The following is a 15,596-nucleotide window of genomic DNA, read 5'->3' as shown; positions in this document are numbered from 1 at the left end:
GCACCCCGTGGCGCCCGCCCCCCGCCCCCCTCCCCGGCCACGCCGGCGGCCCGCAGCCGCTCGGCGCCGCCGCCCGCNGATGTTTTTTTTGTTAACGCACGGGCGACCACGGGGACTGCGAGTCGTCGGAGGTGTATATCGGAGGTAGGTGTATAAGAGCCAGCCCGGCGCCCGCGGACGGGACGTGGCGGCCACCGGTCGACCCGGCGACGACCGCGCCCGCCTGGTCCACGAAGCCCGTGGCGGTCCGCCGCGGCGACGCGTTCGGCGCACTGTGCCTCCTGCTGGCCGGCGTGGCCGCGGCGCTGAGCCTGCTGCTGCCCTGGACGCCGGACGGCCCGACCGGCCTGGACCTGGCCCGCGACGTCGTGGACCAGGCCCGCACCGACTGGACCGGGTTGTTCGACCGCGGCCTCTGGCAGCCCGGTGCCGTGCTGGCCGGCGGCGCGGTCCTCTTCCTGCTCGGGCTGCTGCTGCTGGTGCCGGCGCGCGCGCACCGCGCGCTGGGCGTGCTGGCCCTGCTGGTCGCCGGCCTGGTGGTGGCCGCCGTCCTGGTGCCCTCCTACGACCGGGACTGGCAGCTGGGCACCTTCGACCTCGGCTTCTACTTCGCCCTCGGCGTCGCCGGCCTGGGCCTGCTCGGCGCGCTCAAGGCCCTGCTCACCGGCCCGAAGGTCCGCTGACCCGCTACCGGACGCCGCAGGACCGCAGGATCGCCAGCACCAGCGCGCGGGTCACGGTGACCACCTCGTCGAGGTCCACGGCCTCGTCGGGGCCGTGCGCCAGCCGGACGTCGCCGGGTCCGTAGTGCAGCGTCGGGATGCCCTGCCCGGTGTACTGGCGCAGGTCGCTCCCGTAGGGCACGCCCCGCTCGCGCAGCGGCGCCCCGCCGGCCACGTCGGCGTGCACACCGGTCACCAGGTCGCGCAGCCCGTGGCCGGCGGGCAGGTGGCCGCCGGCGAACTGGCCGCCGGACCAGGTGACCACCGGCGGGTGGTCCCGCAGCCAGGGGTCGCGCGCGGCGACCGCGGCGATCCGCTCCTCGAACTCCCGCCGGGCGGCGTCCGGGTCCTCGGTGATGCGCAGGCCGAACCGGCCCTCGGCGACCAGCCGGTCGGGCACGCTGCTGGACCAGTCACCGGTCTGCAGCCGCCCGACCACGATCGGGTAGGGCACCGGGTACTCCCGCATCAGCGGCTCGACCACCCGGTTCCGCTCGGCGGACAGCTGGGCCAGTGCGTGGTGGAGGGCCACGTAGGAGTCCAGTGCGCTGTGCCCCGCGTAGGGGGTGCTGGCGTGCGTGGCCTGCCCGGCCAGCTCCAGGGTGAACGTCAGCGCGCCGGCCGCCCCGGTGACCACCGTGCCGCTGGTGGGCTCGGTGATGATGCAGGCGTCGCCGGTGTGACCGCGGGCCAGGGTTCCGAAGGCCCCCAGCCCGCCGTCCTCCTCGCCGACGACGAACTGCAGGGCCAGGCCGCGCCGCAGCCGGGCGCCGGACCGCACCCCCGCGGCGTAGGCCGCCAGGTTGGCCACGACCCCGGCCTTCATGTCGCAGGCGCCGCGGCCGTGCACCGTGTCCCCCCGCCAGGTGGGCTCGAACGGGTCGTCCCGCCACTGCGCCCGGTCCCCGGCCGGGACGACGTCCACGTGGCCCTGCAGCACGAGCGCCGGCCGGTCGCCTTCACCGTGCTCGGTCCCCACCAGCCCCCACGCCTCGGTGCGCTCGACCTCGGTGCCGGGGAAGCCGGCGGACGCGGCGAGACCGGGGAGGTCGAGCTGCCAGCTGTCGACGTCCAGGCCTGCCGACACCAGCTGCTTGCCCAGCAGGTGCTGGACGTCGGACTCGGCGTCGCTGCCCGAGACGCTCGGGACGGCGAGCAGCTCGGTCAGCGTGCGGGCGACGGCGTCGCGGTCGACGGCGTCGAGCGCACGCGCCTCGGTGGGGGTGATCGGCACGGGTTCCTCCTGGGCTCGGGGACGACGCGAGCGTAGGGAGGCCCAGGTGCAACCGATCGCGGCGACGCACCTCGTCCATGCACAACTTCATTGCGTTGTCAGCTGTCCAACGCAAGGTCCTATCGTTACTGCGTGGACGACATCGACCGGCTGCTGCTCACCCGGCTCGCGGCCGACGGCCGGGCGCCGTACGCCGAGCTCGGCAAGGCCGTCGGCCTCTCCCTGTCGGCCACCAAACGACGGGTCGACCGGCTGGTCGCCGAGGGCACCATCCGGGGGTTCACCGCGCTGCTGGACCCGGCCGCCGCCGGCTGGGCGCTGTCGGCGTCGGTCGAGCTGTTCACCACCGGCACCGTCGCCGCCGACCGCATGCGCCGGGACCTCGCCGCCATGCCGGAGGTGGTGTCGGCGCACAGCGTGTCCGGCGCCGCCGACACCCTGCTGCGCGTCGTCGCCGCCGACGCGCAGCACCTGGAGCGGGTGATCAGCCGGGTGCGCGACCTGCCCTACGTGCAGCGGACCAGCACGGTGCTGCTGCTCAGCGACCTGCTGACCCGGCCCGCGCCGCTGAGCCCCGACCGAGCCCCGACCTAGTGCGCGAAGTGCCGGGTGCCGGTCAGGTAGAGGGCGATCCCGGCCTCGGCGGCGGCGGCCACGACCTCCTCGTCGCGCACCGAGCCACCGGGCTGCACGACCGCGGTGACCCCGGCGTCCAGCAGCACCTGCAGCCCGTCGGCGAACGGGAAGAACGCGTCGGAGGCCGCGACCGACCCGGCGGCCCGCTCCCCCGCCCGCTGCACGGCCAGCCGGGCGGCGTCCACCCGGTTGACCTGGCCCATGCCGACGCCCACGGTCGCGCCGTCGGCGGCCAGCAGGATCGCGTTGGACTTGACCGCCCGCACGGCCCGCCAGGCGAAGACCAGGTCGTCCAGGGTGGCCGCGGGGACCGGCGAGCCGGTGGCCAGCGTCCAGGACGTGGGGTCGTCGCCGTCGGCGGTGATCCGGTCGGCCTGCTGCACCAGCAGCCCACCGCCCACCGGGCGCAGCTCGACCGGGTCGGCGACGGCGTCGGCGGGCATGCGCAGCAGCCGGACGTTCTTCTTGCGGGTCAGCACCTCGACCGCGTCGTCGGTGAACGACGGGGCGACGACGACCTCGGTGAACACCTCGGCGATCTGCTCGGCGGTGGACAGGTCGACCTCGCGGTTGGCTGCGATGACCCCGCCGAAGGCCGACACCGGGTCGCAGGCGTGCGCCTTGCGGTGCGCCTGGGCCAGGTCGGTGCCCACGGCGATGCCGCAGGGGTTGGCGTGCTTGATGATCGCCACGCACGGCGCCTCGTGGTCGTGCGCGGCCCGCCAGGCGGCATCGGTGTCGACGTAGTTGTTGTAGCTCATCTGCTTGCCGTGCAGCTGCTGCGCGTGGGCGAGACCGGACTGGCCGTGCCGGTAGAGCGCGGCCGCCTGGTGCGGGTTCTCCCCGTACCGCAGCACGTCGGCCCGCTCCCACACGGCGCCGCGCCAGGCCGGGAACCCGCTCTCGTCGGGGGCGACGACGTCGCCGAGCCAGGTCGCCACGGCCAGGTCGTAGGACGCGGTGTGCCGGAAGGCCTCGGTGGCCAGCTGCTGGCGCTGGACCAGCGTCGTCCCGCCGTCCCGGACCGCGGCGAGCACCTCGTCGTACCGGGCCGGGTCGACGACGACGGCGACCGACGGGTGGTTCTTGGCCGCGGCGCGCACCATCGCGGGGCCGCCGATGTCGATCTGCTCGATGCACTCGTCGGGGGTGGCGCCCGAGGCCACGGTCTCGCGGAACGGGTAGAGGTTGACCACCACCAGGTCGAAGGCGGCGATCCCCAGCTCCTCCAGCTGCGCGACGTGGTCGGGCTTGCGCCGGTCGGCCAGGATCCCGGCGTGCACGCCCGGGTGCAGGGTCTTGACCCGGCCGTCCAGGCACTCGGGGAAGCCGGTGACCTCCTCGACCGGGGTGACCGGCACGCCGGCCTCGGCGATCCGCCGGGCGGTCGCGCCGGTGCTGACCAGCTGGACGCCGGCCTCGACCAGCCCGCGGGCCAGCTCCTCGACGCCGGTCTTGTCGTAGACGCCCAGCAGCGCCCGGCGGACGGGGGTGCGATCGGTCATGGGGTGCCACTCCTCGAGCTGGTGAGTGTGGTGATCGTGTCGACGAGCAGCGCCCGCTCGACGGTCTTGATCCGGTCGTGCAGCCGGGCCTCGTCGTCGCCGGGCAGCACGGGGACCGGGGTCTGCGCCAGGACGGGGCCGGTGTCCAGGCCCGCGTCGACGAGGTGGACCGTGGCGCCGGTCGTGGTCACCCCGGCGGCCAGCGCGTCCCGCACGGCGTGCGCGCCGGGGAAGGCCGGCAGCAGCGCCGGGTGGGTGTTGACCAGGCGGCCGCCGAACCGGGCGAGCACGGCCGGCCCCAGCAGCTTCATGAACCCGGCGCACACGACCCAGTCGGGCTCGTGCGCGGCGACGGCGTCGGCCAGCGCGGCGTCCCAGGCGGCCCGGTCGGGGTGGTCACCCAGCCGCAGCACGAAGGTCGGCAGCCCCCGCTCCCGCGGACCGGCGAGCCCGGGCGCCTCCCGGTCGGCGCCGACGGCGACCACGGTGAACGAGGGCCGCCCGGCGTCCAGCAGTGCCGCGCACAGCGACCCGGTGCCCGACAGCAGCACGACCACCCGGGCGGGGGCGGCCGGGCCGGTCGGCGCGTCCGCGGCGGTCACCCGCCGTCGGCCGTGCCGACGGACTGCAGCAGGCCCTCGTACCAGGGCACCTGCGGGGCGTCCTCGGCGATGCCGGGGGTGCGGGCGGGCTCCTCGCCGGCCACGACGGTGCCGTCGGCCACGATGACCAGCCGGTCACCGGGCAGCACGAAGTTCAGCCGCTGCCGGGCCTGCTGGGCCAGGTAGGCGGGGTCGCCCTGCCGGTCCAGCTCGGCCTGCAGCTGCTGCTCCTGCAGGGACAGCGCCTGGTTCTCCGCGGCCAGCTCGGCGAGCTCCTGCCGACCGGCCACGAAGGACCGGACCGGACCGGCCAGGGTGAGCGCCAGCAGCAGGACCAGGACACCGAGCAGCACGGCCCGCCCGGTGACCAGCGGGCTGCGCCCGGTGGTCGAGGTGCTGCGGGCCGGCCGGCGGGTCCGCCGCCGACCCTGCCGGGCGTCGGCGGCGCCGCGACCACCGGCCGCGGCGGGCCGGGCGGCGGCGCGGCGACGGGGTGCCGAGCGCCCGCCCCCGCCGGGGGACGTGCCCCGGCGGGAGCGGGCGTCAGCCACGAACGGTGCCCGGGGTCAGGACGCCGGGGTCAGCCGCGGGAAGGCGGCTGCACCTGCGTACCGGGCGGCGTCGTCGAGCTCCTCCTCGATGCGGAGCAGCTGGTTGTACTTGGCCACCCGCTCCGAGCGGGCCGGGGCGCCGGTCTTGATCTGCCCGCAGTCGGTGGCGACGGCGAGGTCGGCGATCGTGGTGTCCTCGGTCTCGCCCGAGCGGTGGCTCATCATGCAGCGGTAGCCCGAGCGGTGCGCCAGGTTGACCGCGTCGAGGGTCTCGGTGAGCGTGCCGATCTGGTTGACCTTGACCAGCAGCGCGTTGGCCGCGCCCTGGGCGATGCCGTCGGCCAGCCGGACCGGGTTGGTGACGAAGAGGTCGTCGCCGACGATCTGCACCCGGTCGCCGAGCGCGGCGGTCAGGTCGACCCAGCCCTCCCAGTCCTCCTCCGACAGCGGGTCCTCGATCGAGACGATCGGGTAGGCGTCGAGCAGCCCGGCGTAGTACTCGGTGAGGTCACCGGCGGTGAGCGTCTTGCCCTCGAAGGCGTAGCCGTCCGCCGAGTGGAACTCGGTGGCCGCGACGTCCAGGGCGTAGGCGATGTCGGTGCCCGGGGTGTACCCGGCCTTCTCGACGGCCTCGGTGATCAGGTCGAGGGCGTCGCGGTTGCTGGGCAGCGACGGGGCGAAGCCGCCCTCGTCGCCCAGGCCGGTGGACAGCCCGCGCTTCTTCAGCACGGCCTTGAGCGCGTGGTAGACCTCGGCGCCGGTGGCCAGCGCCTCGGCGAAGGTGGCCGCCCCGATCGGGGCGATCATGAACTCCTGGACGTCGACGTTGGAGTCGGCGTGCGCTCCGCCGTTGACGATGTTCATCATCGGCACCGGGAGCACGTGCGCCGAGGGGCCGCCGACGTAGCGGTACAGCGGGAGGCCGGCGGAGTCGGCCGCGGCCTTGGCGACGGCGAGGCTCACGCCGAGGATCGCGTTGGCGCCCAGCCGGGACTTGTCCGGGGTGCCGTCGAGGTCGATCAGCGCCTGGTCGACCAGCCGCTGCTCGGACGCCTCGAAGCCCATCAGCTCCGGGCCGATGACGTCCAGGACGCCGTCCACGGCCTTGGTCACGCCCTTGCCGAGGTAGCGGTCACCGCCGTCGCGGAGCTCCACCGCCTCGAAGGCGCCGGTCGACGCGCCGCTGGGCACCGCTGCCCGCGCCATCGTCCCGTCGTCGAGGAGCACCTCGACCTCCACGGTGGGGTTTCCGCGCGAGTCGAGGATCTCCCGCGCGCCTACTGCTTCGATGGTGGCCACGGCCAGCAGCGTATCGGGACCGGACCCGCGCCGGTGACGCCGCCGGTGCGGGACCATGGCCGGTGATGACCCAGCCGACCGCCCCCCGTCCGCACACCCGGGCCCGCACCCAGCTGCTGGTGGGGCTGGTCCCCGTGCTGGTGGTCGGCGTCGTCCTGCTGGTGGTCCTCGCGCTGCGGCTGGGCACCACCCAGGAGCCCCTGGCCCGGGCGAGCGCGACCGCCACGGCGACGGTCTCCGACGTCGCCGACCGCACCGTGTCGGTCACCTTCACCGACGCCGACGGCGCCGACCGCGACGGCCGGCTCGAGCTGCGGGAGGCCGTGGACATCCCGACCGGGGCGGAGATCGCCGTGCAGTACGACCCGGCCGGGGGTGTGGTCGTCTACGCCGACGGGGACGCCGCGCACGCCGCCGTCCAGGACGTGCTGTTCGGGATCGTCCTGGTGGCGCTGACCGTGCTGGTGGTCGGCCTGCTGACCGGGCTGCGGCTGGTCACCCGGCCGCGGCTGGTCCGGGCGCCGGCGACCACGGCCACCGCCACCCACCTGGTGGTCCGGCAGGGCCTGCTGGTGCGCAGCTGGCTGGAGCTGGTCACCGGTCGCGGGGTGCGCTGGCTGCCGGTGCACTGGAGCCCCGAGCTGGACCGGCTGCGCCCCGGCACGGCGGTCACCGTGCACGGCGACCCGGCGACCGACCCGCGGGTGCTTCCCGTGGTGGACGGGCAGCAGCTCTGGCCCTCGGGCCGGCTGCGGCGGTCCGAGCCGCGCGGGGACATCCGGCAGGCACCGGTGGACCCGACCGCCGCCGACGTCGGGATGGCCCGCCAGCTGCGCGGGGACGTCGTGGCCGTCGCGCTGGCCCCCGTGGTCGGGCTGCTGTGGGCCTACGTCGACGGCAGCGGCCCGGCCGGGTTCGCGGTGGCCACGGCGCTGGCGGCCGCCGTCCTGCTCTGGCTGCCGCAGCTGCTGGGCTCCTCACCGGCCTCGGCCGCCGATCAGGGCTGAGCGACCCCGGCGGCCGCGTCGAGCTCGGCGGCGTACCGGCGGACGGCGGTGCGCAGCGCGTCCTCGACGTCCCACCCGCGGTCGGCCGCGGCGGCGACCACGCCGAGCAGCTGCTCCCCCAGCGCCGCCTGGTCGGCGACGGCCAGCTCCGCCGGCGGCGGCGTGGGCAGGCCCGCCCGCCGGGCCCGCGACACCAGCGCGGCACCCCAGGCGGCCGCCGACTGCGTCGAGGAGACGCCCTCGGTGGGCGACCGGCGCTGCTTCTCGGCCTTCTTGATCGCCTCCCACCCGGCCTCGACCCCGGCGACGTCGAGGTCGCCGGCGTCGGCGAACACGTGCGGGTGCCGGCGGACGAGCTTGGCGACCAGGCCGTCGGCCACGTCGTCGACGTCGAAGCCGGTCGGGGACTCGGCCGCCACCCGGGCGTGGAAGGCCACCTGCAGCAGGACGTCGCCGAGCTCCTCGCGCATGGCCACCGGGTCCTCGTCGGTGATCGCGTCGTAGGCCTCGTGCGCCTCCTCGAGCAGGTACCCGCGCAGCGAGGCGTGGGTCTGCTCGGCGTCCCAGGGGCAGCCGCCGGGCGAGCGGAGCCGGTCCATCACGGCGACGACGTCCAGCAGCCGGGCGCCGGTCGGCTCGGGGGCGCCCACCACCACCGACGCGTCGCCGGCCTCCTCGGCGGTCAGCAGCACGACGTCGCCCGGGCCGGCCGCGGCGGCGTCGGGCACCTCGCCGACCGCCACCCCGGCATCCCGCAGGACCGCCGCCGTCGCCGCGGCCCCGGGCAGCGCCACCACCGCGGGCGCCCGGCCGAGCAGCTGCCAGGCGGCGGGGCCCAGCAGACCGGGGAGGCGGGGGCTGACCGTCAGGAGGAGGGGCACCCGGTCAGTCTCCGGCAGCCGCCCCGTCGGCCGCGTCGTCCGCCGTGTCGTCACCGGACAGGATCTGCACGACGCCGCCGTCGCCGGCCACCACCGAGCCGTCCTCCAGGGTGCCGAAGCGGGGGTTCACCGTGACGTCGAGCCCGGCCTCGAGGTCGTCGACCAGCGGCTGGGCGGCGTCCGAGGCGTCCTGCCGCGCCTGGCCGGTGAGGTCGTCCTCGAGGTCGGCCAGCGGCGGGAAGGACACCTGGCCGACCACCACGCCCCCGGTCTCGGCGACCGCGACGGTGAACACGCCCTCGGGCAGCGCGCCCTGGACCGGGCCGGCGAGCACGTCGGGCAGCTGGTCGGCGGTGCGCAGCTGGGGCGCGGCCAGGGTGTACGTGCCGGCGTACTGGGTGGCCAGGGCGGCGTAGCTGGTCGGGTCGGCCCGCAGCTGGGCGGCGACGGCGTCCGCGGTCGCCTGGTCGGGCACGGTGATGTAGCCCAGGTCGAACTGGCCGCCGGCGGTCTGCGCGTCCTCGTAGGCGGCCTGGATCCCCTCGTCGGTCAGGTCGGCCAGCCCCTCGGCCTGCGCGACCTGCTCGCGGACCAGCAGCTCGCGGATGATCTCGCGGGCGTCGTCGGGCAGCAGGCCCTGCTGCTGGGCGAGCTGGGTGAACAGCGCGTCCTCGTCCTCGCCGGCGAGGAGCTCGGTGATCCGGTCGCGCACCTGGCCGGGGGTGACGTCGATGTCGTAGCGCTCCTCGACGGCGTCGTAGACCCGCTCGCCGATCATCAGGTCCAGCACCTGGCGGGTGAAGGCGCCCTCGTCCTGGCCCGCGGCGTAGGCGGCGACGTCGTCGTCGGCCAGCCGCTCCGCCACGGCGTCCTGCAGCTCGGTGACGCCGACCCGGTCGTCACCGACGTAGGCCGCGACGTCGGGGGACGTCCGGCAGCCGGCCAGGCCGACCACCGCCAAGCCCAGGACCAGCAGGGACACGATCGGACGACGGCGCACGAGGTGACCTTCTCACGCCCGGGGTGATCCAGGACTCACCCCGACGCGGGCGCGGCCTGCTCCCGACCGGTGCCGAGCAGCCGGACGGCGGCGACCAGGGCCAGCGCGCACCCGGCCACGGCCGGGATCCCCCACCCCGGGCGGACCCCCTCGGCCAGCAGCCAGTGCCCGACCGCGGCCGGCGCGATGGTGCTGACCACGTACATGATCGCCAGCACCGGGACGGCCGGTGCGCCGGTCAGCCCGCGGGTGAGGTGCAGCTGGCCGAGCAGCAGCCCACCGGCGGTCAACGCTCCGGCCAGCCAGGAGCTCGCCGGCAGCTCCCACACCTGCCACCACCGGGTCGGCAGCTCCGACACCAGCACCCGCGCGCCCACCGCCCCGACGGAGAAGGCGATGCCGGCCAGGGTGCCGGCCACCCAGGTGCTCGGCGGCAGCAGCACGCCCACGACGGCCACCAGCAGCCCGGCGGCGAGCCAGCCGAGCACCGCTCCCCCGCGGACGACGGCCGGCCCGGTCAGCGTGGCCGCCGACAGCAGGGCCAGCCCGGCGATCGTCCCGACCACCGCCAGGACCTCACCCCGCCCCCACCGGCGGGTGCCGGTGAGCCGCTGCAGCACGGCGGGGACGGCGAGGGCGGCCACGATCGCGGACTGCACCACCAGCAGGGGCAGCTCGCGCCGGGCGACCAGCGCCAGCAGGAAGGCCCCGGCCTGCAGCCCGGTCCCGGTCCACCAGGCGCGGGACCGCAGGGTGGGGCCGGCCGCCTGCGCGCCGACGCTCAGCCGGTCGCCGGCGACGCCGTAGCAGAGGACGGCGCCGGCGAGGGCGACCACGGCGAGGATCACGCCGAGGCCGCGACCGGCTGCTCCACCACCGACGTCATGAGAGCGTGCAGCTTCTCCAGCAGCGCCACGTCGCGCAGCGGGGTGCGGCGGTCCGGGCCGACCGGCACCTTGATCGACACCAGGTTGCCGGCCGACTTGTAGGACGCGCCCTCGGCCAGCCGGGCCAGCTTCATCTGCTGGGACTCCCGCAGGTCGACCGGGCTCAGCCGCACGTTGCGCCCGGCCATCGACACCTCGGTGATGCCCAGGCCACGCATGGCGGCCCGGAAGCGGGCCACCGCCAGCAGGTTGAGCACCGGGGCGGGCGCCGGCCCGTAGCGGTCGGTGAGCTCGTCGAGCACGGCCTGGGCCTGGTCGTCGTCCTGCACGGAGGCGACCTTGCGGTAGGCCTCCATCCGCAGCCGCTCGCCGGGCACGTAGTCGTGCGGCAGGTGCGCGTCGACCGGCAGGTCGACCCGGACGTCGGCCGGCTCCACGGCCGGGGACTCCCCCGTCGCCCGCGCGCGGTAGTCGCTGACCGCCTCGCCGACCAGGCGCACGTAGAGGTCGAAGCCGACCCCGGCGATGTGCCCGGACTGCTCGCCGCCCAGCAGGTTGCCCGACCCGCGGATCTCCAGGTCCTTCATCGCCACGGCCATGCCGGCCCCGAGGTCGGTGTTGTTGGCGATGGTGGTCAGCCGGTCGACCGAGGTCTCGGTCAGCGGCCGGCTGGGGTCGTAGGTGAAGTAGGCGTACGCCCGCTCCCGGCCACGGCCGACGCGGCCGCGGATCTGGTGCAGCTGGGAGAGCCCGAAGGTGTCGGCCCGGTCGACGATCAGGGTGTTGGCGTTGGGGATGTCCAGCCCGGACTCGACGATCGTGGTCGCGACCAGGACGTCGTACTCCTTCTCCCAGAAGCCGACCATGATCTTCTCGAGCTCGTGCTCCTTCATCTGCCCGTGGCCCACGGCCACCCGGGCTTCGGGCACCAGCCGGCGGATGGTGGCCGCGGCCTTGTCGATGGACTGCACCCGGTTGTGGATGACGAAGACCTGGCCGTCGCGCAGCAGCTCGCGGCGGATGGCCGCGGCCATCTGCTTGTCCTCCCAGGCACCGACGTAGGTCAGCACCGGGTGCCGCTCCTCGGGCGGGGTGAGGATCGTCGACATCTCCCGGATGCCGGTGAGGCTCATCTCCAGGGTGCGCGGGATCGGCGTCGCGGACATCGACAGCACGTCGACCGCCGTCCGCATCGACTTCAGGTACTCCTTGTGCTCGACCCCGAAGCGCTGCTCCTCGTCGACGATCACCAGGCCCAGGTCCTTGAACCGGGTGGTCGGCTGCAGCAGCCGGTGCGTGCCGACCAGGACGTCGACCTCGCCGTCGGCCAGCTTGCGCAGCGTCTCGTCGGACTCGGTCTTCGACTGGAAGCGCGACAGCACCGCGACGGTGACCGGGAACTGCGCCATCCGCTCGGAGAAGGTCTTGAAGTGCTGGTTGGCCAGCAGCGTGGTCGGCACCAGGACGCCGACCTGCTTGCCGTCCTGCACGGCCTTGAACGCTGCGCGGATGGCGATCTCGGTCTTGCCGTAGCCGACGTCGCCGCAGATGATCCGGTCCATCGGCACCGGCTGGGCCATGTCGGCCTTGACCTCGTCGATCGCGGCCAGCTGGTCGGGGGTCTCCTGGAACGGGAAGGCGTCCTCGAGCTCGCGCTGCCACACGGTGTCCGGGCCGAAGGCGTGGCCCTTGCTGGCCATGCGTGCCGAGTACAGCCGGATGAGCTCGGCGGCGATCTGCTTGACCGCCTTGCGGGCCTGGCCCTTGGTCTTGGCCCAGTCGGCCCCGCCGAGCTTGGAGAGCGCCGGGGCCTCGCCGCCGACGTACCGGGTGAGCTGGTCCAGGGCGTCGGTGGGCACGAAGAGCCGGTCCGGCGGCTGGTTCCGCTTGCCGGGGGCGTACTCGACGATCAGGTAGTCGCGCTGCCCGCCGTGCACGGTGCGGCTGACCATCTCCAGGTACCGGCCGACGCCGTGCTGCTCGTGGACGACGAGGTCGCCGGGCTGCAGCTGCACCAGGTCGACGGCGTTGCGGCGGCGGGCCGGCATCTTGGTCGCGTCGCGCATCGAGGTGCCGCGCTGGCCGGTGAGGTCGTGCTCGGTGAGCAGCGCCAGCTTCACGCCCGGGAAGGCGAACCCGGCCTCCAGGTTGCCCTGGGTGACGTAGGTCAGGCCGCTGTCCTGCGGGGCGGCGATGTCCGGGACCAGCCGGACGCCGAGGTCGGCCTCGGTGAGCTGGTCGGCGGCGCGTTGGGCGGGGCCCGGGCCGGCGAAGGTGAGCACCACCCGCCAGTCCTCGCGGCCCCAGTCGCGCAGCGTCGCCTGGGCGGCGTCGGCGTCGCCGTGGAACCGGTCCACCCCGGTCGCGTCCAGGGTGATGTGGGTGTCGTCGTCCTCGCTGGCCAGGGTGAACGCACCGGTGGTCCACCACGGCAGACCGCGGCCGCGGGCGTCGTCGGCGACGTCCTCCAGGTCGCGGAAGGAGGAGGCGCCCAGGTCGATCGGGGCCTGGCCGGCCTCGGCGGCGGTCTGCCAGGAGGCGGCGAGGAACTCCTCGGCCGTGCGGACCAGGTCGGCGGCCCGGCTGCGCACCCGCTCGGGGTCGCAGACCAGCACGTGCGTGCCACGCGGCACGAGGTCGGTGAGCAGCTCCATCCGGGCCGCGCCGATCAGCGCCGGGATGAGGGCCTCCATGCCCTCGACCGCGATGCCCTCGGCGAGCTTGTCGGTGACCTCGACCAGCTCGGGGTGCTCGACGCCCAGGGCGCGGGCGCGCTCGCGGACCTCGGGGGTGAGCAGCAGCTCGCGGCACGGCGGGGCCCACAGCCGCTCGGGCCGCTCGTCCAGGGAGCGCTGGTCGGCAGCGGAGAAGTAGCGCAGCTCGTCCACCTCGTCGCCCCAGAACTCCACCCGGACCGGGTGCGGCTCGGTGGGCGGGAAGACGTCGAGCAGACCACCGCGGACGGCGAACTCACCGCGCTTCTCGACCAGCTCCACCCGGGTGTAGGCCATGTCGGCGAGCTGCCGGCTGACCACGTCGAGCTCCGCGGCGTCGCCCGACCTCAGCTCCACCGGGACCAGGTCACCCAGGCCCGGGGCCAGCGGCTGCAGCAGGCTGCGGATGGGGGCGACCAGCACGTCGATCCGGCCGGTGGCGGCCTCGGGGTGGGTGAGGTCGCGCAGCACGGCCAGCCGGCGGCCGACGGTGTCCGCCCGGGGGCTCAGCCGCTCGTGCGGCAGCGTCTCCCAAGCCGGGAACACCTCGACCCGGCGGTCCGGGACGAAGCAGCGCAGCAGGGTGGCGGTCGCGTCGGCGTCCCGCTCGCCCGCGGTGACCACCAGGACCGGGACGTCGGCACCCGGCGACGGGGCCGCCAGGGCGGCGGCCACCAGCGGCTGGACGGTGGGCGGGGCGGTGACGGCCAGGTCGGCGGCGCCGGCCCGGTCCACCACCCGGGCCACACCGGGGTCGGTCAGGACGACGTCGAGCACGCCGCGCAGGCTCACGAGGGTTCTGCTCCATCGGGTCCCGGCCGCACCGCTCACGCTTCCCGGCAGGGCGCACGGGTGCGCGGGGGGCCACGGACGAGGTTAGTCCCCGCGGCCACCCCCTGCGCCCGCCCAGGTCAGTAGGCTCCTGCGCCCTTGATCACCGCACGCGCGGTTCGCCACAGGATCGCCAGATCGCGTCCGAGCGACCAGTTCTCCACGTACCGCACGTCGAGCTCGACCGACTCGTCCCACGACAGATCGGAACGGCCGCTCACCTGCCACAACCCGGTGATGCCGGGCTTGACCAGGAGTCGGCGGTGCATGTCGTCCCCGTACTGCTCGACCTCGCGCGTCACGTGCGGGCGCGGACCGACCAACGACATGTCCCCCCGGAGGACGTTGATCAACTGGGGCAGCTCGTCGAGGGAGAACTTGCGCAGGAACGCCCCGACACCCGTGATCCGGGGGTCCTGCCGCATCTTGAACTGGACGTCGTTCCCGTCGCTCATGACCACCAGCCCCTCGAGCTGGGCGTCGGCGCCCACCACCATGCTGCGGAACTTGAGGAGGTCGAACTCGCGACCGCGCTTGCCGATGCGCCGATGGCGGTAGAACACCGGCCCTGGACTGCTCGTCTTCACCGCGATGGCGAGGGCCGCGAACAGAGGTGCCCCGATGAGCAGCACGACACCGGCCGCGGCACGGTCGATCGCAGACTTGACCACCCTCCGCAACCCGCGGAACTCTGGCTCGCCGACCTGGATGAGCGGGACGCTCGATGTGGGGCGGATCTGGAGCCGGTCGGGTGCCACCTCGATCAGACCGGGCACGACGAGCAGCTCGATGTTGGTCCCCTCGAGCGTCCAGGACAGCTCACGCAGGTACAGCGCGGCCGTCTCGCTGGCCGATGCGACGATCACGGCGTCCGCCCGGACGTTGTCCAGCACCGACGCCACGTGGTCCAGGCCGCCCAGCACGTGGACGCCGTCCCTGCCCAATCCGCCGGCGCTGCCCGGGTCGGGGACGCAGGCGCCGATCACCTGCCAGCCCGCTGCAGAGTCCCGACGCAGTCTCCTGACCAGGTCGACCAAGGCGACCTCGCGGCCGACCACGACGACCCGCTTGGCCATCCGACCCTCGCGGCGGGCCCGGTGCAGGCGGCGCCGCTGCAGGTTCCGACCGAGCAGCCCCAGCATCGTGGCCATGGGCAGACCCACCAGCAGCAGCGCACGCACCGGCGCCTCTGGAGCAGCGGCGAGGCCGGCGCCGAGCCCGGCGGCCAGGGCGATGCCCGTGCCCAGCACACGGCGGTACTCGTCCGGCCCCCCGCCGAGCCGGCGTTCGGCGTAGGCCCCGAGCAGCCCCAGGGTCGCCACCCACCCGCCGAGCACGAACGCGCCCGTGCTCGACGTCAGCCAAGCTGCGCCCCCCAAGAGGTCGACGAGGACGAGGGCCAACGCTCCGGCGGCCAGGTCGCCGAGGACCAGGCCCGCGGTGTAGTTGACCAGCCATTCAGGAGTGCGCCGGCGGCGGGCGGTGAACGGGTCGTAGGCCGGCCCGGTGGCGACGTGGGCCAGGCCGCGGTCGCTCACCCGCCGGTTGAGGCCGGCGACGGCTCGGCTCACGCCGGCGGTCCGACGCGACGGAACCGGGCGGGGTACGCCGATGGGTCGCACGGAGGCCGCGCCGATCAGCGCGTCGCTGTGCAGCCCAGCTGCAGCCGCTTCCGCAGCGAGCTCGGCCGCCCGACCGAGTTCCTGCTTCCGGGCCGCGCGCGCGGA

General features: G+C 75.1%; 13 protein-coding genes. 3 read left to right on the top strand and 10 right to left on the bottom strand.

The features are described 5' to 3' along the window. Positions 1 to 239: 239 nt before the first annotated feature. Positions 240 to 683: a hypothetical protein gene (locus tag LFA75_RS15965; protein ID WP_225234600.1), complete on the top strand. Its 444-nt coding sequence runs from the start codon at positions 240 to 242 to the stop codon at positions 681 to 683. 4 nt (positions 684 to 687) lie between these two features. On the opposite strand, the gene LFA75_RS15960 is transcribed toward LFA75_RS15965, so the two are convergent. Beyond that, positions 688 to 1,956 (bottom strand): ArgE/DapE family deacylase, encoded by a 1,269-nt coding sequence (locus LFA75_RS15960; RefSeq protein ID WP_225234599.1) that lies wholly within the window; start codon positions 1,954 to 1,956, stop codon positions 688 to 690. 132 nt (positions 1,957 to 2,088) lie between these two features. Here LFA75_RS15960 and LFA75_RS15955 point away from each other — a divergent pair, with 132 nt between their 5' ends. Beyond that, a complete protein-coding gene (locus LFA75_RS15955) occupies positions 2,089 to 2,550 on the top strand; it encodes an Lrp/AsnC family transcriptional regulator (protein ID WP_225234598.1) in 462 nt (153 codons plus the stop codon). Here LFA75_RS15955 and purH read toward each other — a convergent pair. From purH to eno, 4 genes are read right to left on the bottom strand one after another with little or no spacing between them, the layout of a single operon-like run. Continuing rightward, the gene (purH, locus tag LFA75_RS15950; protein WP_225234597.1) at positions 2,547 to 4,097 is read right to left on the bottom strand and encodes a bifunctional phosphoribosylaminoimidazolecarboxamide formyltransferase/IMP cyclohydrolase; all 1,551 of its coding nucleotides are present in this window, start codon (positions 4,095 to 4,097) and stop codon (positions 2,547 to 2,549) included. The genes LFA75_RS15955 and purH overlap by 4 nt on opposite strands. Continuing rightward, positions 4,094 to 4,699 (bottom strand): phosphoribosylglycinamide formyltransferase, encoded by a 606-nt coding sequence (gene purN, locus LFA75_RS15945; RefSeq protein ID WP_225234596.1) that lies wholly within the window; start codon positions 4,697 to 4,699, stop codon positions 4,094 to 4,096. Before purN ends, purH begins: the two co-directional genes overlap by 4 nt. Continuing rightward, positions 4,696 to 5,250, bottom strand: a complete 555-nt coding sequence (locus LFA75_RS15940) for an FtsB family cell division protein (protein WP_225234595.1) — start codon at positions 5,248 to 5,250, stop codon at positions 4,696 to 4,698. The genes purN and LFA75_RS15940 overlap by 4 nt, the downstream gene beginning before the upstream one ends. Before the next feature lie 15 nt (positions 5,251 to 5,265). Then, the gene (eno, locus tag LFA75_RS15935; protein ID WP_318250010.1) at positions 5,266 to 6,549 is read right to left on the bottom strand and encodes a phosphopyruvate hydratase; all 1,284 of its coding nucleotides are present in this window, start codon (positions 6,547 to 6,549) and stop codon (positions 5,266 to 5,268) included. A 65-nt stretch (positions 6,550 to 6,614) separates the two neighbouring features. Between eno and LFA75_RS15930 the strand changes: the two genes are divergently transcribed. Continuing rightward, positions 6,615 to 7,556: a hypothetical protein gene (locus LFA75_RS15930; protein ID WP_225234593.1), complete on the top strand. Its 942-nt coding sequence runs from the start codon at positions 6,615 to 6,617 to the stop codon at positions 7,554 to 7,556. Here LFA75_RS15930 and LFA75_RS15925 read toward each other — a convergent pair. From LFA75_RS15925 to LFA75_RS15905, 5 genes are all read right to left on the bottom strand, one after another. Beyond that, positions 7,547 to 8,437 (bottom strand): MazG family protein, encoded by an 891-nt coding sequence (locus tag LFA75_RS15925; protein WP_225234592.1) that lies wholly within the window; start codon positions 8,435 to 8,437, stop codon positions 7,547 to 7,549. The genes LFA75_RS15930 and LFA75_RS15925 overlap by 10 nt on opposite strands. A gap of 4 nt (positions 8,438 to 8,441) precedes the next feature. Continuing rightward, on the bottom strand, positions 8,442 to 9,437 hold the full coding sequence (locus LFA75_RS15920; protein ID WP_225234591.1) for a SurA N-terminal domain-containing protein: 996 nt from the start codon (positions 9,435 to 9,437) through the stop codon (positions 8,442 to 8,444). Positions 9,438 to 9,472: 35 nt separating this feature from the next. After that, positions 9,473 to 10,285 (bottom strand): hypothetical protein, encoded by an 813-nt coding sequence (locus LFA75_RS15915; protein ID WP_225234590.1) that lies wholly within the window; start codon positions 10,283 to 10,285, stop codon positions 9,473 to 9,475. After that, the gene (gene mfd, locus LFA75_RS15910; protein WP_225234589.1) at positions 10,282 to 13,830 is read right to left on the bottom strand and encodes a transcription-repair coupling factor; all 3,549 of its coding nucleotides are present in this window, start codon (positions 13,828 to 13,830) and stop codon (positions 10,282 to 10,284) included. Before mfd ends, LFA75_RS15915 begins: the two co-directional genes overlap by 4 nt. Positions 13,831 to 13,949: 119 nt before the next feature. Further along, positions 13,950 to 15,440 carry a sugar transferase gene (locus LFA75_RS15905; RefSeq protein WP_225234588.1) on the bottom strand — a complete coding sequence of 497 codons (1,491 nt, stop codon included), beginning with the start codon at positions 15,438 to 15,440 and terminating at the stop codon, positions 13,950 to 13,952. Positions 15,441 to 15,596 lie beyond the last annotated feature (156 nt).

Source organism: Klenkia terrae (assembly GCF_900491935.1).
GTDB lineage: Bacteria > Actinomycetota > Actinomycetes > Mycobacteriales > Geodermatophilaceae > Klenkia > Klenkia terrae.
The sequence above is the reverse complement of the archived record's forward strand: the minus strand, read 5'-3'. Positions and strand labels throughout refer to the sequence as shown.